Here is an 18,958-nt window from a genome sequence, read left to right as displayed (position 1 = left end):
CGCCCCCCCCCCCCCGCCCCCCCCGGGGGCCCCCCCCCCCCCCCCCCCCCGGCCCCCCCGCCCCCGCCCCGCCCGGCGGGGGGGGGGGCCCCCCCCCCCCCCCCGCCCCCCCCCCCGACCGGAGAGTCAGGGAACCTGGGACCGAGAACGCCCCGTCACTTGCCCACGTACGCAGCCAGATGCTTCGCCGTGAGCGTGCCCCCGGTGGCGACCAGTTCCGCCGGTGTCCCCTCGAACACGATCCGTCCGCCGTCGTGGCCCGCGCCCGGGCCGAGGTCGATGATCCAGTCGGCGTGGGCCATGACCGCCTGGTGGTGCTCGACGACGATGACGGACTTGCCGGAGTCGACGAGCCGGTCCAGCAGGCCGAGAAGCTGCTCGACATCGGCGAGGTGGAGACCGGTGGTCGGCTCGTCGAGGATGTACACCCCGCCCTTCTCCCCCATGTGGGTCGCCAGCTTCAGCCGCTGCCGCTCACCGCCGGACAGCGTGGTGAGCGGCTGGCCGAGGGTGAGATAGCCGAGCCCGACGTCCGCCAGGCGCTCCAGGATCCGGTGCGCGGCCGGCGTACTCGCCTCACCGGTACCGAAGAACTCCGCCGCCTCCGTCACCGGCATCGCGAGCACCTCGCTGATGTCCCGCCCGCCGAGGTGGTACTCCAGCACCGAGGCCTGGAACCGCTTCCCCTCGCACTCCTCGCAGGTCGTGGCGACCCCGGCCATCATCGCCAGGTCGGTGTAGACGACCCCGGCGCCGTTGCAGGTCGGACAGGCCCCCTCGGAGTTGGCGCTGAACAGCGCCGGCTTCACCCCGTTGGCCTTCGCGAACGCCTTGCGGACCGGTTCGAGGAGTCCGGTGTACGTCGCCGGGTTGCTGCGCCGCGAGCCCCGGATGGCGCCCTGGTCGACGGACACCACCCCCTCCGTGGCCGGGATCGACCCGTGCACCAGCGAGCTCTTGCCGGAGCCCGCGACCCCGGTGATGACGGTCAGCACCCCGAGCGGGATGTCGACGTCGACGTCCTGGAGGTTGTGCGTGCTCGCGCCGCGGATCTCCAGCGCGCCGGTCGCCTCGCGGACGGTGTCCTTGAGTCCGGCCCGGTCGTCGAAGTGGCGGCCGGTGACGGTGCCGCTGGTGCGCAGCCCCTCGACGGTGCCCTCGAAGCAGACCGAGCCGCCCGCCGTACCGGCACCGGGGCCGAGGTCGACGACATGGTCGGCGATCACGATCGTCTCCGGCTTGTGCTCCACGACGAGCACCGTGTTGCCCTTGTCCCGCAGACGCAGCAGCAGGTTGTTCATGCGCTGGATGTCATGGGGGTGCAGCCCGATCGTCGGCTCGTCGAAGACGTAGGTGACGTCGGTGAGCGAGGAGCCGAGGTGCCGGATCATCTTGGTGCGCTGTGCCTCGCCGCCGGACAGCGTGCCCGAGGACCGGTCGAGGGAGAGATAGCCGAGCCCGATCTCCACGAAGGAGTCGAGGGTCTCCCCCAGCGCCGTCAGCAGCGGCCCGACCGACGGCTCGTCCAGGGCCCGCACCCACTCGGCGAGGTCGCTGATCTGCATCGCGCAGGCGTCGGCGATGCTGACCCCCTTGATCTTCGAGGACCGGGCGCCCTCGCTCAGCCGGGTGCCCTCGCACTCGGGGCAGACCATGAAGGTGATCGCCCGGTCCACGAACTCTCGGATGTGCGGCTGCATCGACTCGCGGTCCTTGGCGAGCATCGACTTCTGGATGCGCGGGACGAGACCCTCATAGGTCATGTTGATGCCCGCGATCTTCATCCTGACCGGCTCGCGGTACAGGAAGTCCTGGAGCTCGCGCTTGGTGAACTTCCGGATCGGCTTGTCCGCGTCGAAGAAGCCGGACTCGCTGTAGAGGCGGTAGTTCCAGCCGCCGGCCTTGTAGCCGGGGATGGTCAGCGCGCCCTCGTTCAGCGACTTGGAGTCGTCGTAGAGCTGGGTCAGGTCGATGTCGTTGACCGTGCCCCGGCCCTCGCAGCGCGGGCACATGCCGCCGACGATGCTGAAGCTGCGGCGCTCCTTCACGGTCTGTCCGCCGCGCTCCATGGTCACCGCGCCCGCGCCGCTGATCGAGGCGACGTTGAAGGAGAACGCCTTGGGCGAGCCGATGTGCGGGGTCCCGAGTCTGCTGAAGAGGATCCGCAGCATCGCGTTGGTGTCGGTGACGGTGCCGACGGTGGAGCGCGGGTCGCCACCGAGGCGCTGCTGGTCGACGGTGATGGCGGTGGTCAGGCCGTCGAGGACGTCCACGTCGGGCCGCGCCAGGGTGGGCATGAAGCCCTGCACGAAGGCGCTGTACGTCTCGTTGATCATCCGTTGCGACTCGGCGGCGATGGTGTCGAACACCAGTGAGCTCTTGCCGGAGCCGGAGACTCCGGTGAAGACCGTGAGCCGGCGCTTCGGGATCTCGATGCTGACGTCCTTGAGGTTGTTCTCGCGCGCCCCGTGCACGCGGATCAGGTCGTGGCTGTCAGCAGCGTGCCGGTCGCCCGCGGTGGCCTTGCCCATGGTGTTGTCCTCCCGTTTTTCGACAGCTTCGAACACTACGACGACGCGCACGCCTCAGCACGGCTCCTGGAGGCGGATCATGTTGCCCGCCGGGTCGAGGAAGGCGCAGTCCCGGATGCCCCACGGCTGCTCGATCGGCTCCTGCATCACGTCGGCGCGGGCCTGGAGCCGCTCAAACGCGGCGTCGAGGTCGGGGGTGGCGAGCAGCAGGCCGAGGCCGTCGCCCGCCGGGTGCAGCACGACCGAGGTGCCGGCCTGGCCGACGGGCCCGACGGCGAGCCGGCGCGTCCTGCCCCGGCCCACGTCACCGCGCACCTCGAAGCCCAGCAGGTCCCGGTAGAAGGCCAGGGATGCCTCCGGGTCGTGGTGCGGGAGGAAGGTCGCCCGAATCCGGATGTCCATGTCCGTCACGCTAGCCACGGCCCTGGGCCCGCGCTTCTCGAATCCTGACCGGTGTCAGCGCACCAGGCCCGCGATGTGCGCCGTGACCGTGTCGAGGATGTCCTCCCAGGCGGCCGCGTCGCCGAGGACGAGGTAGTTGAGGGTGAGCCCGTCGGTCATGGCCGCGAGATAGCGGGCCAGCACGGAGACGGGCACCCGCAGCTCCAGATCCATGCCCCTGCGCAACTGCTCGATCAGCTCGGCGTACGCCTCGCCGTACAGCTCGTACTGGCGCCTGGCCAGGTGCTCGAACCCGGGCTCGCGCAAGGCGTACTGGGTGAGCTCGTAGGTGAGCATGTGGGCCTCGGGGTGGGCGCGGACGTGGTCCCAGTACGCCCGGAACCCGGCGGCGACGGTCTCCTCCAGGGTGTCCTTGGGACGCAGCGCCTCCTGGACCACGCTCACCGAGTGACCGGTGAGCGTGGTGATCACGGCCTCGACGAGGGCCTGCTTGGAGTCGAAGCAGTAGTGGAAGACGCTGAGGGACACACCGGCCTCGGCGGCGATGGACCGGGTCGTCGTCTTGGCGACGCCGTCCCGGGCCATCGCCCTGATCGCCGCTTCCGTCAGCTGTCTGCGCCGCTCGGCCGACGGCATGCGTGCCATGTGTCTCCCCCGCTGTCGAAAGAATCAGCCGCTGTGGACTCCCACCTCGTAGAGCGAGTATCCCCAGTCGGTACCGCGGCCGAGACCGTGGACCCGGACGTAACGGGCGGGAGTGCCGGTGAACTTGGCGGTGTCCAGGCCGCCGTCCCCGGAGGTGGTCGACCAGACGGTCTGCCAGTTCGCCCCGTCCGTCGAGAGCTCGATCCGGTACGACTTCCCGTACGCCCGCTCCCAGTCGAGAGTGACCGTGGAGACCCGGTTCGTGGAGCCCAGGTCGACCTGCCACCACTGGTCGTCGCTCCAGTCGCTCGCCCAGCGGCTGGAGTCGTCACCGTCCACGGCCCGGCCGGGCTGGTAGCTGGTGAACGGGTTGGACTCGGACGAACCAGCCGTGGCCGTCTTCCCGTGGGCGAGGTCGACGGACGCCTGGTGCTGCTCGGCGGCGCCCCAGGTGTCGAGGTAGGACTCGGCGCCCCGGAAGAGGTCGTCGACCACGCCCTGCCCGCCGACGAGCCGGATGTCCTCGATCCAGTCGGGGATCATGCCGACATGGGCGGCCCCGTCGGTGTTGAAGTCGAAGGTGCGCTGCCCGGACGTCTGCTTGTCGATGACCGAGCCGCCGTCGACGCTCTTGAAGGGGTACGTCACCTTGTTCGCGGCGTTCGCTCCACGGGGCGCGGGGTGGTCTCCGATGCCGTTGAAGTCGGTGCCGAATCCGTAGCCCACGCCGTACTTGTCGCGCAGCGCGTCGGTGCGCTTGGCCTCCGCGGCGAACCCTTCCGAGCCGTGCATGTACTGGGCGACGAAGCCGCCGAGGGAGTAGACCCGCTCGGTCCAGTTGAGGTCCATCCAGCTGTGCGAGGACAGCACGCCCGGGTAGTTCGCGGCCTCGAAGATGTCGAGGACCTGGCCGGTGGCCTTGACGCTCATGTGGTCGATCTCGAGCATCATCTTGCGTTTCATCATGCCGCGCACCGCGTACTCGCCGAGATCGGTGAGCCCGCGGACGTTGCACTGCGCGGCCTTGTCGTACTCCGGGACCTCGGTGCCGGCCGGCAGGTCGTCCTCCGCCGCCGAGGTGGCCGTACCGATGGGGTTGTCGTGCTGCGGGCCCTTGCAGGTCTCGGTCTTCCAGAAGGTGCCGGTGGACAGGAACTGCCCGACGTTGATGGCGGTTCCGAGGCCGCCTTCGTCGAAGCGGACACCGCACAGGGCGTTGTCGAACTTGTGGCACAGGAACATCGAGCGCACGCCGAGCCCGTACAGCTCGTCGAGCCCCTTGTCGATGTCGGCCTTGCTGCACTGCCCGATGTCGAGGATCTGCTTGCAGCCGAACGGCTCGGAGGTCTCGACGCCGAGGACGACCGCCAGCTTGCCCTGCTGGATGACCTGCCGTGCCTGCGTGCTGTCGGTGACGATCCGGAACCAGCCCTTGCCGGTGCCGCCGTACATCTTGTCGATGAAGGCCTGGAGGTCGTACGTCATCTTCGCCTGCAGGCGGATCGAGGTCATCTCGTCACAACTGCGGTCCTTGAAGGGGTAGATCGAGCAGATCATCCCGTTGGTGACGAGGTCGTTGACCAGCACCCGCTGACCACCGCGCCAGGCCCGCTCCACCCAGGCGTAGTAGTTCGCCTGATGGGTCATCGAGTCGTACGCCGGCCAGTCCTTGAAGGTCGGCCAGCCGGTCGGGTCGTGCTTGCCGTCGCCGCCGTGGGTGATGTAGTCGAAGAGCGCGAGGGAGCCGTCGGGGTAGTGCTCGGGGCAGTCCTTGAGCGCGTCGGCGACTCCGGACTCGGAGAACACCTTGCCGCAGATCAGCCGGCCGCCGAAGGCCTCGTTGGACAAGAGGTGGTTGTGGGCGTCGATGAACCCCCGCACCTCTCCCGCGGAGTTGGTCCCGGTGAAGGGCGCTCCGGTGACATTGACCTGGGCGTCGGGGGTGGGCCTGGCCGTCGGGGTCCACCAGTCGGTGGCCGCCGAACTCTGCGTGGGGCCCAGGATCGTGGCCAGCACCAGGAGAAGCAGGGAGGTGATGGTGATGTTCTTGCGTCTGCGGCAGGTGCGTCCGGCCATGGCCCACGTCCCTCGGTCGGCGGGAGGCGCCGTCGACCGAGGGCGTTTTGACTGCCCTTGGATTGTCATGACCGGCGCAATAGATGCGTCGAGGATCGCGACCCAGCGCGCTCCGAGTCAAGAGTCCGGGACAGTTGACCTGATACCTGGGGTACATCAACCGTTCACGCAGGCCGCTCCGTTGAGGGTGAAAGCGGCCGGCGCGGTGTTCGTGGCGCCCTTGCTGCCGATGAAGCCAAGGGTGACCGAGCCCCCGGCCGGGATGGTGTTGGTGTAGGAGGCGGGGGTGACGGTCACCGAGCCACCGCTCTGCGCGGGCGTCCCGCCCCACATGTTGGAGACGGTCTGCCCGTCGGCGAAGGCGAAGCCGAGCTTCCAGCCGCTGAGCGAGGCGGAGCCGGTGTTGCGGATGACGATCTCGCCCTGGAAACCGCCCTGCCACTCGCCGGCCACGCGGTAGCCGACGGAGCAGCTCCCGACGGGCGTGGTGGCGGTGGTGAGGCTCACCGTCGCCGAACGGGCCGACCGGTTCCCGGCCGCGTCGCGGGCGTACACGGCGAAGGAGTACGGCGTATTGGCGGTCAGGCCGGTCACGGTCACCGAGTTCGCCGTCGCGGCCGCGACCTTCGTCTCGGTGCCACCACCGACCCGGACGACGTCGTACCCGGCGACGCCAACGTTGTCAGTGGACGCCGCCCAGGTCAGGTGGGCGGAGGTAGCGGTCACCGCGGAGGCGGTCGGGGCACCCGGGGCGGTAGGAGCCTGGGTGTCACCGGAACCCCCACCGAAGACGGTGGCCTCCTTCGCGGTCTGCGCGATGCCGTTGGCGCCGTGGAAGATGCGCTGACCCCATGACGTCATCTGCGCCGGGTCGAAGTTGAGCACGAGGTCGAGGATCGGATCGGTGTTGCCGCTCCAGGACCAGGCCAGGTACCCGATGTCGAGCTGCTCGGCGGTGGCCATCATGGTGTCCTCGTCAGGATCGCCCCACTGGTCGGCGGGGCCGCCGAACTCCCCGATCACGATGGGCAGTTTGGCGCTCACGAAGGCGTTCAGATAGTCGGTGACCTCCGCCGCGGTGTCGAAGACGCTGTACATGTGGATCGAGAAGAGCAGGTTGCCGGTGGTGTCGGCGGCGTACACGGACTGGGCGTTGGTGCGCATGACCTGCTGCCAGTCCTGGCCCCAGTTGGGCGCGTCCACCATGATCGTGTGCTCGAAGCCGGCGCCCCGCAGTTTCTGGATCGCGGCGATGGTCGGGGCGGTCCAGCCGGCCGGATCGGTGTTGCCCCAGGGCTCGTTGCCGATGTTGATGATGATGTAGTTCTCCTGGCCGGCGAGCACATCCTTCAGGCCGATCCAGTAGTCGGCGGCCTGGTCGAGGGTGCCCGCGGCACTGTCCTCGCCGTATCCGGTGGTGTCGTGCACCTCCAGGACGCAGATGAGCTTGTTGGCCCTGCACTGCGCGACGACGTTGGCCACGTCCGAGGCGCTGTTGGCGGTCCAGCGGTGGCCGTCCGCGAGGACCACGCGAACGGTGTTGGCACCCTGCGCCTTGATGTCGGCCAGCGATCCCAGTTCGTTGGGGTACCAGGTGTGGGCGTGGTTGACGCCCCGCATGACGAAGTCGTTGCCGTTGCCCTCGACCAGCCGGCCGTTGCTGATGTGCAGACCGGTGGCCTGGGTGCCGGGCTCCTGGGCGGCCTGAGCCGTGCCGGGACACAGGACGCCGAGCAGCACCAGCCCGACGAGGGCGGTCAGCTGGGCCAGAAGGGTACTTAAGGGGCTCTTTCTTGTTCGTCTCACTGCGGCTCCAGAGGTGGGTGAGGGGCCGAACAGGGCATGGGAGCGCTCCCATGGAAGCCGTCATGCCAAGTACACGTCAAGACAGCTGACGGAAATGGGCCGTGCTCCTGGCCAACGCGGCGAGACCGGCGCTCACATAGGCTTCCGAGCCACGACCACCGCACCCGGGAGACACGTTGACCACGCGCCCCCTCGACCCCGACTCCGTCAACACCGAGGCCTGGCACGCCTACGGCGACCACCATCTGCGGCACGGCACCGTGCTGCCGGAGCTGGAGCGGTTCGACTGGGGTCTGCGCGGCACCGGCCCGGGCGCCGAGATCCTCGGCGAGCTCGCCGGGCGGCGGGTGCTGGACCTCGGCTGCGGTCCGGGCCGGCACGCGGCGCACCTCGTCCGGGCGTACGGCGCCCAGGTGGACGCGGTCGACTCCTCCCCCAGTCAGTACGAACGGGCCCGCGCCCGCTACGACTCCCTGCCCGGCCTGCGCCTGATCAGGGCCGACGCCGTCGAGCACCTCGGCACCGCGGAGCCGTACGACGTCGTCTACTCCGTCAACGCGGTGCCGTACCTCGATCCCCGCCGGCTGCTGCCCGCCCTCGCCACGGCACTCAGGCCCGGCGGGACGCTGTGCTTCACCGTGCTGCACACCAACTCGCGCGGCGACGGGCCCTCCTCCGTCGTCGAGCCCCGGCCCGAGATCCTGCGCCTCGCCGGGGGCGGGGAGGTGACCGTGCGGATGTGGGTGCTGAATCCGGGGCTCTGGACGGACCTGCTCGGCGAGTACGGCCTGCGGGTCGAGGGCGTCGACGTCCTCGACGCACCGGAGGAGGGCAACCGCGCCTCGTACCGGATCTTCCGGGTGACCCGGCCTGTCCGGGTCTCCTCCCGCCCGCGCAGCGACCGCGGTCCGGTACCGCACGCGGCGATCGGCGTCGGCGCCATCCTGTACGGGCCCCGGGGACTCCTTCTCGGCCGGCACCGGCGCGGCACCTGGGAGCTGCCCGGCGGCACGGTGGAGCCCGGGGAGTCACTGGCGGAGACGGTCGTGCGGGAACTCCGCGAGGAGACCGGGATCGAGGCCCACCCGGCCGACGTCCGGCTTCTGGGCACGCTCCTCGACGATGTCGCCGGCGTGGTCCGGATGACCGTGGCCACCCAGGTCACCGCCTGGCGGGGCGAACCTTCGGACCAGCCGGACGAACGCGTCGGCGACTGGCGCTGGTTCCCCCTGGACCGACTCCCGGAGAACCTCTTCGTGTGCAGCGCCCAGGGCCTGACCGCCTGGCGCCCGGACCTGCCGATCGACCATACTCCGGCCCACTTCACGGCGTACGCCGGCTAAGAGGGGAACGGCTCCCGGGTGAGTCGCCGGAGTAGCCGCGTCGGCGGTCGGAAGACACGAGTGGAACCCCGCTCCGATCGACCTGGCACTGCGTCCTGCAACCCCCTCGCAACCTTCCCCGTGCTGCACTCGGCGACCATGGACGAGGATTGCGCACCTGCCGAGTACGACGAGAGGCCGCGGGTCGAGCTCACGCCCGCGGCCGCCGCCTTGCTGCGCCGCTTGTGCGAGGCGCACGGGCCGCTGATGTTCCATCAATCGGGCGGCTGCTGTGACGGCAGTGCGCCGATGTGCTTCCCGGCGGGCGAGTTCCGCACCGGCGGCTCGGACGTGCTGCTCGCCGAACTGGAGGTCGCGGGGGTCCGGGAGCCGGTGAGCTTCTGGATGTCGAGGAGCCAGTACGAGGTGTGGGCCCACACCCGGCTGATCGTCGATGTCGTCGAGGGCCGGGGCAGCGGATTCTCCCTCGAGGCACCCGAGGGGGTGCGTTTCCTCATCCGTTCGCGTGTGGTCGGCGCCGAGTAGCCCCTCGGATCGCCGTCGTCTGGTGCACTTCCTCTGAGTTCTGGGACAGTTGACAAGACCTCAGGGAGAGTCGTGACGCACCGTCAAAGACGTTTGGGCGCAGGCAGATCGGTACTGACGTTTCTCGCGGCACTCGGCACGCTGGCCGGTGCGGCCCTGGTGGGGGCGGCACCGGCCGGCGCCGCGCCGGGGTGGACACAGCTCGCGACGGGCGTGCACTACGAGCAGTTCGACGTCTCCGCGGCCGCGGGAGTGGCCCACGCCCATGTGATCCGCGTGGACCTGGGTGATCCGCGGGTACGGGTGGAGCTCCTGTATCCGGGGGCGGTGGCCGCGCGGGCCACGGTGTCCCGGCTGGCCACCGCGCAGGGCGCCCTCGCGGGGGTGAACGGCGACTTCTTCAACATCTCGGAGACCCAGCACCCAGGCGTCGAGGCCACCGGCGCGAGCGTGGGCCCGGCGATCGCGCAGGGCCGTGCGCTGAAGGCGGCGGTGCCGAACGGCCAGCGTTTCGGGCCCGCGCTGCCGCCCGGCACCAGCACCAAGGACGTGTTCGGCGTGGGCACCGACCGCCTGGCCCGCCTCGATGCCCTGGCGCTCGACGGATCGGTGCGCACGCCCGAGGGCCAACTGCCGTTGCGCGGGCTGAACCAGTACGCGCTGCCCGTCGGTTCGGTCGGCGCCTTCACCTCGGACTGGGGCGGCGCGTCCCGGGTGCGGGCGACGTGCGGGACGGACCGGGACCGGGCCGCCCCGTGCAGCGAGGACACCCAGGAGGTCACGGTCCGCAACGGCCAGGTCGTCGCCACGGCCGACACCCCGGGCAGCGGGCCGATCGCCGACGGCACCACCGTGCTCGTGGGCCGGGAGGCGGGCGCTCAGCAACTGCGGAAGCTCTCGGTCGGCTCGGCGGTGACGGTGCAGCACCGACTGGTCGCGGCCTCGGCGGGGACGCCGTACCGCTTCGCGCTCGGCGGCTATCCGGTGCTCGACGAGGGGCGCCCGCTGCCCGGCCTCGACGACACGACCTCGGCCGTGCGCACGGCGGTGGGCATCGCGGACGGCGGCCGGCGGCTGTATCTCCTCGCGCTGGACGGCGCGCCGGACTATCGCGGTGGGCTGACGATCGCAGAAGTCGCGGACACGATGCAGACGTTGGGCTCGGTGGACGCCTTCAGCCTGGACGGGGGCGGGTCCACGACGATGGCCGCCCGAAAGCCGGGCGCCGGTGCTGTCACCGTCCTCAACCACCCGTCGGGCGGCACCGAGCGGCCCGTGGCGAACGGCATCGGGGTCTTCTCGACGACCTGACGCGGCGCCGGTCAGGGGCGCAGACCGCTGACGATGTCCGCCGTCGCCGTGAGGCCGCTGTGGATGGTGGGCGCGAGGCTCGTCCCGGCGAGCAGGAAGCCGAGCATCGCGCACACCAGCGCGTGGGAGACCTTGAGACCGCCACTGCGCAGGAAGATCACCGCCAGGATCAGCAGCAGCACCAGTACAGAAAGGGAAATCACCATGTCCGGCCTCCTCCGCCACGCCGCCAGGTCCGTTTCGCGGCGTTCGGCCGCAAGTGTGGCGTAGTGGAGGGTTCGTCCGGGCGGCTGAGGTGTCCTCCGAACGAGTGGTGTCCAGGCCCGGTCGAAGGCGCCTAGCGGTGGGCGTCCAGGAAGGCCTCCAGGCCCGCCAGGTCGTCGGTGTTGAGGTAGTCGACCCCGGCGGCGAGGAGCTCGGTCCACAGCGCGTCCCGGGCGGGGCCGGCCAGGTCCGGGGTGGCCCAGAACCGCACCTTCTGCCCGTGCGCATGGGCCTGCTGGACGAGGTTCCGCAGCTTCAGCCGCTCGGCGTCGGGGAAGACGCCCTCGCCGAGCCAGGTGAAGTTGAGCGTCCAGTTGTCGCTGATCAGCGGGATCAGGGAGGCGGGCGTCGAGGTGCCGAGGTCGGCGAGCCGGCCGTCGTAGAAGGCCCGGCGGACGGTCTGGGCCTCCATGGGGATGCGGGCCGCCCGGTCGCCGGAGATCACGGCGGTCACGGGTCCCGGAATCACCTTGCCGTGCACGTACGTCGTGAACAGGTGCCGGTAGCGGCGCAGATGACGGTCGAGTTCGAGGTAGGTCGAGGAGCCCTCGGTCTTGATGTCGACGAGCAGTTGGAGGGGCCGACGGTGACCGCGGTACAGGGAACCGTGGTTGGCCTTGACGATCCTGGCCAGCGGGTCGAGGTAGAGGGACTCCAGGGTGCGCGTCGGGTCGAGGTCGTCCAGGGTGTGGCCGATGAGGAGCTGGTCGCCGACGAGGAAGATGTCGGCCTCGACGCTGCCGAAACGGTGGTCGAGGGCGTCGAGGAGGGGGCGCGGATGCTCGTAGTCGTTGTGGGCGTGGGCCCGCCACAACGGACGGGGACGGTGCCGGTGGCCGTCGGCCCACGCGCCGGCGACAGGCGGGGCGAGGGTCGCCGCGGCCGCGGCGCCGAGGGTGGTGAGGGCTCTGCGGCGGGTGATGAGGGCCATGTTCTGCCTCCCTGTGGGGCGGGTCGCAACCACAGGGAGTATGGGGCCCTTCGGCCGTCAATGGACCTGTACGTGCCAGGAGTTGGCCGGACTGCCGCCGCCCGTTCACTCGTTCCGCGCAGGCGCACGGCAAAGCCCGCCCCAGGTGGGGCGGGCTTCACCGGGGTTCACCGGGTGACGCTCAGGGCGCCTGGAGGTCGACGAGTTCGGCCAACCGAGCACGATGGGTCCCCGCCGTGCCGTAGGCGATCGAGTCGGCCTTGGCCCGCTTGAGGTACAGATGGATCGGGTGCTCCCACGTCATGCCGATCCCCGCGTGCAACTGGAGCGCTTCCTCGGCCGCGTGCACGGCGACGGACGCCGCGTAGGCCTGCGCGACGGCGACCGCCACGTCGGTGTCCTCACCGGTGGCCAGCGCGTCGGCGGCGTTGCGGGCGGCGGCGCGGAGGTTGACGACCTCCAGCCACAGCTGGGCGAGCCGGTGCTTGAGCGCCTGGAAGCCGCCGACGGGCCGGTTGAACTGCTTGCGCTCCTTGAGGTAGCGCACGGTCTCGGTCAACGTCCACTCGGCGAGGCCGAGTTGCTCGGAGGCGAGCAGTCCCGCCCCGGCCCGCAGCGCGCGGTGCACGGCGACTTCGGCATCGCCCAGCAGGCGGCCCTGCGCCCCGTCGAGGGTGACGGTCGCGAGCGGGCGGGTCAGGTCGAAGGAAACCTGCGGGGTGACGGTCGCGGCGGAGGCGTCCACCGCGTACAGCCCGCCGTCGTCCGCGGGCACGAGCAGCACGTCGGCCGCCCGAGCGTCCGCGATCGCCGTCAACTCCCCGTGCAGCGCCCCGCCTTCATGGCGTACGACCTTGTAGGCGCCGCCGGGAGCGACGTTCAGGGCGACGGCGAGGGCGCCGATCCTGCGCCCGGACGCGAGCTCGGCGAGGAGGTCGTCGGCGTCGCAGGCGAGCAGGGCCTCGGTGGCGACCACCGCACTGGTGAGATAGGGCACGGGAGCGACCGCGCGGCCCAACTCCTCCAGGACGACGGCGACTTCGCGGTGCGAGGCGCCCTGGCCGCCCTTGTCCTCAGGGACCAGGAGTCCGGCCAGGCCCATGCCGTCCGCGAGGGCCTTCCAGGCCGCGAGGTCGTGCGGGGTGTCCGACTCGGTGCGGGCGATCACGCCCGGCGCGTCGCAGTGGTCGGCGAGGAGGTCCCGTACGGCGGCCCGCAGCGCCTCTTCCTCCTCCGAGTACAGCAGGTCCGTCATCGAGCGAGGTCCTTCCAGGCGACGTCCTTGTCGGTGCGCGGCTCGGCCGGCAGGCCCAGGACGCGCTCGGCGACGATGTTCAGCAGGACCTCGCTGGTCCCGCCCTCGATGCTGTTGCCCTTGGAGCGGAGATAGCGGTAACCGGCGTCGCGGCCGGTGAAGTCCACCAGTTCGGGGCGGCGCAGGGTCCAGTCGTCGTACAACAGGCCCTCCTCGCCGCGCAGTTCGACCTCCAGGCCGCTGATCTCCTGGTTGAGGCGGGCAAAGGCGAGCTTCATGCCGGCGCCCTCGGGTCCGGGCTGTCCGGCGACGAGCTGCTGGCGCAGGCGCTCGGCGGTGAGGCGGGCGACCTCGGAGTCGACCCAGAGCTTCAGCAGCCGCTGGTGCAGGTCCTGGGTGCGCAGTTCGGGGCGCTCGCGCCAGGTCTTGGAGACCGGGCCGATCATGCCGCCCTCGCGGGGCAGCCGCATGCCGCCGATGGCGACGCGTTCGTTGTTCAGCGTGGTCTGCGCGACCCGCCAGCCGTCGCCGACCTCGCCGAGGCGGCGGGAGTCGGGGATGCGGACGTCGGTGAGGAAGACCTCGTTGAACTCGGCCTCGCCGGTGATCTGCCGCAGCGGGCGGACGTCGACGCCGGGGTCGGTCATGTCGCAGATGAAGTAGGTGATGCCCGCGTGCTTGGGCACGTCCGGGTCGGTGCGGGCGATGAGGATGGCCCAGCGGGAGTTGTGGGCGCCGGACGTCCACACCTTCTGCCCGTTGACCACCCAGTTGTCGCCCTCACGAACGGCCCGGGTGCCGAGCGCGGCGAGGTCGGATCCGGCGCCGGGCTCGCTGAACAGCTGGCACCAGATCTCCTCCCCCACCCACAGCGGCCGCAGATAGCGCTGCTTCTGCTCCTCGGTGCCGTACTTGAGGATCGTCGGCGCGGCCATGCCGAGGCCGATGCCGTTGCGCCGGGGGTCGTTGTCGGGGGCGCCCGCGGCCTCCAACTCGGCGTCCACGGCGGCCTGGAGGGAGCGGGGCGCGCCCAGGCCGCCGAGACCCTCCGGATAGTGCACCCAGGCGAGCCCCGCGTCGAAGCGGGCCTTGAGGAAGTCGAGCCGGTCCGTGGTCGCGGGCGGGTGTGCGGCCAGCAACTCGGCCGTGCGGCGCCCCAGTTCTGCTGCGTCGGTCATGCCTGTGCTCCCGTGGGTACGACGGCGATGCGGCCCGTGGTCACCCCGTCACCGAGGCGCTGCACGGCGTCCGCGGCCCCGGTCAGCGGCACCCGCTCGCTCACCAGCGGCTTGATGGCACCCCGGGCGGCCAGTTCGGTGAGCTGCTCGTGGCAGTGCTGGACCAGCTTGGGGTTCTTGGTGTTGTACAGGCCCCAGTGCAGGCCCAGGATCGCGTAGTTCTTCACCAGCGCGTGGTTGAGCGACGGACTGGGGATCGTGCCGCTGGCGAAGCCGACCACGACGATCCGGCCCTCGAAGGCGACGACCTTGGTCGACTGCGCGTAGGCCTCGCCGCCGACCGGGTCGTAGACCACGTCGGCGCCCCGGCCGCCAGTGGCCTCCTTGACGGCGCCGATGACGTCCTCGCTCCGCCGGTCGATCACCACGTCACAGCCCAGCTCCCGGGCCACGGCGGCCTTTTCGGCACCGCCGACGACACCGATGACGGTGGCCCCGGCCGCCTTGCCGAGCTGCACGGCCGCGCTGCCGACCCCTCCCGCGGCAGCGTGGACGAGCAGCGTCTCACCGGCTTCCAGGTGGGCCCGGCGGTGCAGACCGAACCAGCCCGTCTGGTAGCCGATGTGCAGCGCGGCGGCCTCGGCGTCGTCCAGCGAGTCCGGCGCGGACAGCAGAGCGGCGGCGTCCGCGACGGCGTACTCGGCGAAACCGCCATGCGGCAGCGCGGGGTTGGCGATCACGCGCCGCCCGTCCTCGGTCTCGCCGCAGATCTCCACGCCCGGTGTGAAGGGCAGCGGCGGGCGGACCTGGTAGTGGCCGCGGCACATCAGCACGTCCGGGAAGTTGATGTTCGCGGCGCGCACCTTCAGCAGGACCTGGCCGTCGCCGGGCACGGGCCGCGCCACGTCCGCGAGGCGCATCACCTCGCTCGGCTCACCGTTCTCGTGCACTTGCCAAGCCTGCATGGGGGGCCTCCACGGGACTGCGTCGTCATGCCGGGGTCTGACCGGGGTCCTCCGCATACTAAGCGGTCGCTTGCTAATCAGGGAACAGTCCGCGGGGGAAAGTGTCGGCATCCACACAACGGGCCTGAGTGGCCCCGTCAAGGAGGTCCCCCTGGGGCAGGCGCCACCCACCCGCGGCCGACCGCCGGCTGTCCCTCGTCATGCTCACGGTCGGCGTGATCCTGGGCGAGCGCCCGCACGGCGGGGCCTCCCGGCTCGATCAGGCACCGCGGGTGCAGAGCCGGTCGTAGGTGATCGCCACCGAGGACGGCTGCCCGGCGTACCGGTTACCGGCACCTCCGCTTCCGCGGAGGAACCGCTCGCCGACGACTCGGTGCACGCGCGCCGCGACGCCGCATCGCCGCAGTCGAAACGCCCCCGACGCGTCACCGGCGCATCCTGTCGCCGCGACCGTGTTCAGTGCTCCAGCCGGTGCGGATGGGCCGGGTACACGCCCAGGATGCGCACCTCGGTGGAGAAGAACCGCAGTTCGTGCAGGGCGAGGGCGATGCGCTCCTCGTCGGGGTGGCCCTCGATCTCGACGTAGAAGCGGCTGGCGTTCAGGCCCGCGCCGATCTGGTAGCTCTCGATCTTCGTGAGGTTCACCCCGCTGGTGGCGAACCCGCCGAGCGCCTTGAAGAGGGCGCTCGGGATGTTGCGCACGGAGAAGAACAGGCTCGTCATCGTCGGCTGCCCGGTGTCCGGGGCCACGGCGGCCTCCCGGGACAGGACGACGAACCGGGTGGTGTTGTCGGGGTCGTCCTCGACCCCGGAGCGCAGCACGTCCAGGCCGTACAGCCCGGCCGCCGCGGGCGGGGCGAGCGCCGCGTGCCGCGGATCCCCCAGCTCGGCCACCTCACGCGCCGCTCCGGCCGTGTCGTCGGTGACGAGGGTGCGCCAGGCGCCCTCGCGCAGCACCTTGCGGCACTGTCCGAGTGCGTGCACATGGCTGCGTACGCACTCCACCTGATCCACTGTCGCCCCGGGGACGCCCATGAGGTCGAAGCGGATGGCGAGGAAGTGCTCGGCGATGATGAACAGCCCCGACTCGGGCAGCAGATGGTGGACGTCCGCCACCCGTCCCGCCGCGGAGTTGTCCACCGGGATCACGGCGACGTCGGCCGTGCCGAGCGTCACCGCGTCCAGCGCCTGCTCGAATCCCGTGCAGGGCTGCTCGGCGCACCCGGGGTACAGGGTGTGCGCGGCGGTCGCCGAGTTGGATCCGGGTTCACCTTGGTAAGCGACGGTCGTCACGGGGCTCGGTCTCTTGTCGTCCGGTGGCAGAAGCTCCGTAACGTATCAGGGCGGCTCCGCCCTCAGATCCAGGTGTCCAGCCACATCCTGGAGTGCCAGTCGGCGTACGGGACGGTCTCCCCGGTGTAGAGCGGGAAGAAGTACACGAAGTTCCAGGCGATGAGCAGGACGAGGGCGCCCGCGGCCACCGCGCCTCGGGTGCGCCGCCTGCGGTCCGCTCCCGGTGGCCCCAGGATCGCGCCCACCGTCATCGCCACGGCCAGGCACAGGTACGGCACGAAGACGACCGCGTAGAAGGAGTAGACCGTGCGGTCCTGGTAGAGGAACCAGGGCAGATAACCGGCGCCCACCGCGCACAGGACGGCCCCGGCCCGCCAGTCACGGCGCAGCGCCCAGCGGAAGAGCAGATAGAGCAGGGCACCGCACGCCGACCACCACAGGAGCGGGGTGCCGAGGGCGAGGACCGTCCGGGAGCAGTCGACCGCCGTACCGCAGCCGTCCTGTCCGGGTTTCGGGGACTGGTAGTCGAACAGCACGGGGCGGCCCTGGACGAGCCAGCTCCAGGGATTGGACTGGTACTTGTGCGGGGTGTGCAGGCCCACGTTGAAGTCGTACACGGCGGACTCGTAGTGCCACAGGCTGCGCAGCGGGGCGGGGATCCAGGACCAGGTGCCGCCGCGGCCGTCGGCCCAGTGGCGGTCGTAGCCGTCGTCGGACAGGAACCAGCCGGTCCAGGTCGCCAGATAGGTCGTCACCGCGACCGGGACCAGGGACAGGAGGGACCAGCCGAGATCCCTGTTAAGCACCGCCAGGTAGGGACGGGGGGAACCGGCCACGCGGCGGGAGCCGACGTCCCACAGCACGGTCAGGACCACGAAGAAGACCAGGACGTACAGGCCGTTCCACTTGGTGGAGGCCGCCAGACCCAGGAAGACGCCGGCGGCGAGCCGCCAGGGGCGCCATCCGGTCCCGGTGTGGTCGGCGGCGTGCTCGTCCGGGCGCGCGCGGCCGTCCTCGCCGACCGGCAGGGCGGCCGCGAGCCGGGCGCGCGCGTGGTCCCGGTCGGCCAGCAGGCAGCCGAACGCGGCCAGGACGAAGAACATGACGACGAGGTCGAGCAGGGCCGTACGGCTCATCACCACATGCAGACCGTCCACCGCGAGGAGCGCGCCGGCCAGGCAGCCCAGCAAGGTCGAACGGAACAGCCGTCGTCCGACGCGGCACAGCATGAACACCGACAGGGTGCCGAGAGCCGCCGTCATGAAACGCCAGCCGAACGGCGTGAGGCCGAACATCCACTCACCGAGGGCGATCACCCACTTGCCCGTCGGCGGGTGCGCGACGAACGCCCCCGTGTCGGAGAGGGAGACGACCTGCGGGTGGGCGAGGACCTGCGGGTCGGCGATCTTGCGGTCCGGCCACGTGCCCTCGTAGCCGAGCCGCAGCAGCGACCAGGCGTCCTTGGCGTAGTAGGTCTCGTCGAAGATCACGGCCCGCGGCCTGCCGAGGTGCCGGAAACGGATCGCCCCGGCCAGAACGGCGATGAGCACCGGACCCAGCCAGTCCCACACCGACGGCTTCGGAAAACGCGGAACGAGACGTTCGCGGAGCTCCGGCCCCGGACGGGCCGCGTACCCGAACCGTCGAAGGCGCGCCTCCCAGTCGCGGGGCGCTGTCGTCGCACGGCCGTCCACGACGGGGGAACGGGTCGTCACGTCGCTGCTCGTCACCGGGCGACCTGCCGTGCCGTCAGGTGTGCCCGGGTCGGTATTTCGTCCATCCGGTGAACCTACCTGCCGGCAGGCGGAGTTCCTCACGCCTTCCGGGGACGGGCCCGTACGTGCATCCGCTCTCCCTGCGGCCCGAAGAGACTGAGGAACTCCGCGGGACCCTCCCCCGTCGACCCGAACCAGTGCGGCACCCGGGTGTCGAACTCGGCCGCCTCCCCCGCGCTCATCACCACGTCGTGGTCCCCCAGCACCACCCGCAGCCGCCCCGCCAGCACGTACAGCCACTCGTAGCCCTCATGGGTGCGCGGCTCCGGCTCCTCCTCGCGGCGCGGCACCAGCACCTTGAAGGCCTGGAGGCCGCCGGGCTGCCGGGTGAGCGGCCAGAAGGTGCGCCCGTGCCGTTCCAGCGGCGCCGACCGCACCCGGGGGTCCCCGACGGGTGGGGCGCCGACCAGTTCGTCCAGCGGCACCTGGTGGGCCTGGGCGATCGGCAGCAGCAGCTCCAGGCTGGGCTTGCGCAGACCGGACTCCAGCCGGGAGAGCGTGCTCACGGAGATGCCGGTCGTCTCCGACAAGGCCGCGAGGGTCACTTCCCGGTCCTTGCGCAGCCGCCTGAGCCTGGGTCCCACTTCGGCGAGAACGTCGTCTGTACTCATACCCGTATTGCAGAATCGGCAAAGTTGTTTGTCAATACCGCGTCCGC

Annotated in this window: 16 protein-coding genes; 3 read left to right on the top strand and 13 right to left on the bottom strand. The window is 70.9% G+C overall.

Features of this window, described 5'->3' with window-relative positions; genetic code table 11:
• Positions 1-155: 155 nt before the first annotated feature.
• The 5 genes from ACIRP7_RS41450 to ACIRP7_RS41430 form a co-directional block, all read right to left on the bottom strand.
• On the bottom strand, positions 156-2,531 hold the full coding sequence (locus ACIRP7_RS41450) for an ATP-binding cassette domain-containing protein (RefSeq protein ID WP_403670900.1): 2,376 nt from the start codon (positions 2,529-2,531) through the stop codon (positions 156-158).
• 54 nt (positions 2,532-2,585) lie between these two features.
• Entirely contained in the window at positions 2,586-2,933 is a 348-nt protein-coding gene (locus ACIRP7_RS41445; RefSeq protein ID WP_403670895.1) for a VOC family protein, read from the bottom strand.
• A gap of 54 nt (positions 2,934-2,987) precedes the next feature.
• The gene (locus tag ACIRP7_RS41440; protein WP_403670892.1) at positions 2,988-3,578 is read right to left on the bottom strand and encodes a TetR/AcrR family transcriptional regulator; all 591 of its coding nucleotides are present in this window, start codon (positions 3,576-3,578) and stop codon (positions 2,988-2,990) included.
• Between the two features lie 24 nt (positions 3,579-3,602).
• Positions 3,603-5,654 carry a discoidin domain-containing protein gene (locus ACIRP7_RS41435; protein WP_403670889.1) on the bottom strand — a complete coding sequence of 684 codons (2,052 nt, stop codon included), beginning with the start codon at positions 5,652-5,654 and terminating at the stop codon, positions 3,603-3,605.
• 156 nt (positions 5,655-5,810) lie between these two features.
• On the bottom strand, positions 5,811-7,460 hold the full coding sequence (locus ACIRP7_RS41430; protein ID WP_403670886.1) for a cellulase family glycosylhydrolase: 1,650 nt from the start codon (positions 7,458-7,460) through the stop codon (positions 5,811-5,813).
• A 176-nt stretch (positions 7,461-7,636) separates the two neighbouring features.
• Here ACIRP7_RS41430 and ACIRP7_RS41425 point away from each other — a divergent pair, with 176 nt between their 5' ends.
• The 3 genes from ACIRP7_RS41425 (at position 7,637) to ACIRP7_RS41415 (ending at position 10,639) form a co-directional block, all read left to right on the top strand.
• Positions 7,637-8,803, top strand: coding sequence for a bifunctional class I SAM-dependent methyltransferase/NUDIX hydrolase (locus tag ACIRP7_RS41425; RefSeq protein ID WP_403670884.1), 1,167 nt, complete (start codon positions 7,637-7,639; stop codon positions 8,801-8,803).
• 138 nt (positions 8,804-8,941) lie between these two features.
• A complete protein-coding gene (locus ACIRP7_RS41420; protein ID WP_403670882.1) occupies positions 8,942-9,328 on the top strand; it encodes a DUF779 domain-containing protein in 387 nt (128 codons plus the stop codon).
• Positions 9,329-9,400: 72 nt separating this feature from the next.
• A complete protein-coding gene (locus ACIRP7_RS41415) occupies positions 9,401-10,639 on the top strand; it encodes a phosphodiester glycosidase family protein (protein WP_403670879.1) in 1,239 nt (412 codons plus the stop codon).
• A gap of 11 nt (positions 10,640-10,650) precedes the next feature.
• Here ACIRP7_RS41415 and ACIRP7_RS41410 read toward each other — a convergent pair whose 3' ends face one another.
• The 8 genes from ACIRP7_RS41410 to ACIRP7_RS41375 form a co-directional block, all read right to left on the bottom strand.
• The gene (locus ACIRP7_RS41410; RefSeq protein WP_403670877.1) at positions 10,651-10,845 is read right to left on the bottom strand and encodes a hypothetical protein; all 195 of its coding nucleotides are present in this window, start codon (positions 10,843-10,845) and stop codon (positions 10,651-10,653) included.
• A 131-nt stretch (positions 10,846-10,976) separates the two neighbouring features.
• On the bottom strand, positions 10,977-11,834 hold the full coding sequence (locus ACIRP7_RS41405) for a phosphatidylinositol-specific phospholipase C/glycerophosphodiester phosphodiesterase family protein (protein ID WP_403670875.1): 858 nt from the start codon (positions 11,832-11,834) through the stop codon (positions 10,977-10,979).
• Positions 11,835-12,015: 181 nt separating this feature from the next.
• Positions 12,016-13,089: an acyl-CoA dehydrogenase family protein gene (locus ACIRP7_RS41400; protein WP_403670872.1), complete on the bottom strand. Its 1,074-nt coding sequence runs from the start codon at positions 13,087-13,089 to the stop codon at positions 12,016-12,018.
• A complete protein-coding gene (locus tag ACIRP7_RS41395; protein WP_403670869.1) occupies positions 13,086-14,267 on the bottom strand; it encodes an acyl-CoA dehydrogenase family protein in 1,182 nt (393 codons plus the stop codon). The genes ACIRP7_RS41400 and ACIRP7_RS41395 overlap by 4 nt, the downstream gene beginning before the upstream one ends.
• Complete coding sequence (locus ACIRP7_RS41390) at positions 14,264-15,232, bottom strand: NADPH:quinone oxidoreductase family protein (RefSeq protein ID WP_403670866.1); 969 nt, start codon at positions 15,230-15,232, stop codon at positions 14,264-14,266. The genes ACIRP7_RS41395 and ACIRP7_RS41390 overlap by 4 nt, the downstream gene beginning before the upstream one ends.
• A gap of 456 nt (positions 15,233-15,688) precedes the next feature.
• On the bottom strand, positions 15,689-16,525 hold the full coding sequence (locus ACIRP7_RS41385) for a prephenate dehydratase (protein WP_403670864.1): 837 nt from the start codon (positions 16,523-16,525) through the stop codon (positions 15,689-15,691).
• A gap of 62 nt (positions 16,526-16,587) precedes the next feature.
• The gene (locus ACIRP7_RS41380) at positions 16,588-18,255 is read right to left on the bottom strand and encodes a dolichyl-phosphate-mannose--protein mannosyltransferase (protein ID WP_403670861.1); all 1,668 of its coding nucleotides are present in this window, start codon (positions 18,253-18,255) and stop codon (positions 16,588-16,590) included.
• A gap of 83 nt (positions 18,256-18,338) precedes the next feature.
• On the bottom strand, positions 18,339-18,911 hold the full coding sequence (locus tag ACIRP7_RS41375) for an XRE family transcriptional regulator (RefSeq protein ID WP_329260513.1): 573 nt from the start codon (positions 18,909-18,911) through the stop codon (positions 18,339-18,341).
• Between the last annotated feature and the right edge of the window lie 47 nt (positions 18,912-18,958).

Origin of the sequence: Streptomyces sp. NPDC102270 (assembly GCF_044766405.1) — a bacterium.
Classification (GTDB): Bacteria; Actinomycetota; Actinomycetes; order Streptomycetales; family Streptomycetaceae; genus Streptomyces.
The sequence above is the reverse complement of the archived record's forward strand: the minus strand, read 5'-3'. Positions and strand labels throughout refer to the sequence as shown.

Bases quoted from the DNA above. Each gene is read 5' to 3' on its own strand.
- ACIRP7_RS41410 (WP_403670877.1), bottom strand. From the start codon at position 10,845: ATGGTGATTTCCCTTTCTGTACTGGTGCTGCTGCTGATCCTGGCGGTG.
- ACIRP7_RS41450 (WP_403670900.1), bottom strand. From the start codon at position 2,531: ATGGGCAAGGCCACCGCGGGCGACCGGCACGCTGCTGACAGCCACGAC.
- ACIRP7_RS41405 (WP_403670875.1), bottom strand. From the start codon at position 11,834: ATGGCCCTCATCACCCGCCGCAGAGCCCTCACCACCCTCGGCGCCGCG.
- ACIRP7_RS41435 (WP_403670889.1), bottom strand. From the start codon at position 5,654: ATGGCCGGACGCACCTGCCGCAGACGCAAGAACATCACCATCACCTCC.
- ACIRP7_RS41445 (WP_403670895.1), bottom strand. From the start codon at position 2,933: ATGGACATCCGGATTCGGGCGACCTTCCTCCCGCACCACGACCCGGAG.
- ACIRP7_RS41400 (WP_403670872.1), bottom strand. From the start codon at position 13,089: ATGACGGACCTGCTGTACTCGGAGGAGGAAGAGGCGCTGCGGGCCGCC.
- ACIRP7_RS41390 (WP_403670866.1), bottom strand. From the start codon at position 15,232: ATGCAGGCTTGGCAAGTGCACGAGAACGGTGAGCCGAGCGAGGTGATG.
- ACIRP7_RS41375 (WP_329260513.1), bottom strand. From the start codon at position 18,911: ATGAGTACAGACGACGTTCTCGCCGAAGTGGGACCCAGGCTCAGGCGG.
- ACIRP7_RS41420 (WP_403670882.1), top strand. From the start codon at position 8,942: ATGGACGAGGATTGCGCACCTGCCGAGTACGACGAGAGGCCGCGGGTC.
- ACIRP7_RS41440 (WP_403670892.1), bottom strand. From the start codon at position 3,578: ATGGCACGCATGCCGTCGGCCGAGCGGCGCAGACAGCTGACGGAAGCG.
- ACIRP7_RS41395 (WP_403670869.1), bottom strand. From the start codon at position 14,267: ATGACCGACGCAGCAGAACTGGGGCGCCGCACGGCCGAGTTGCTGGCC.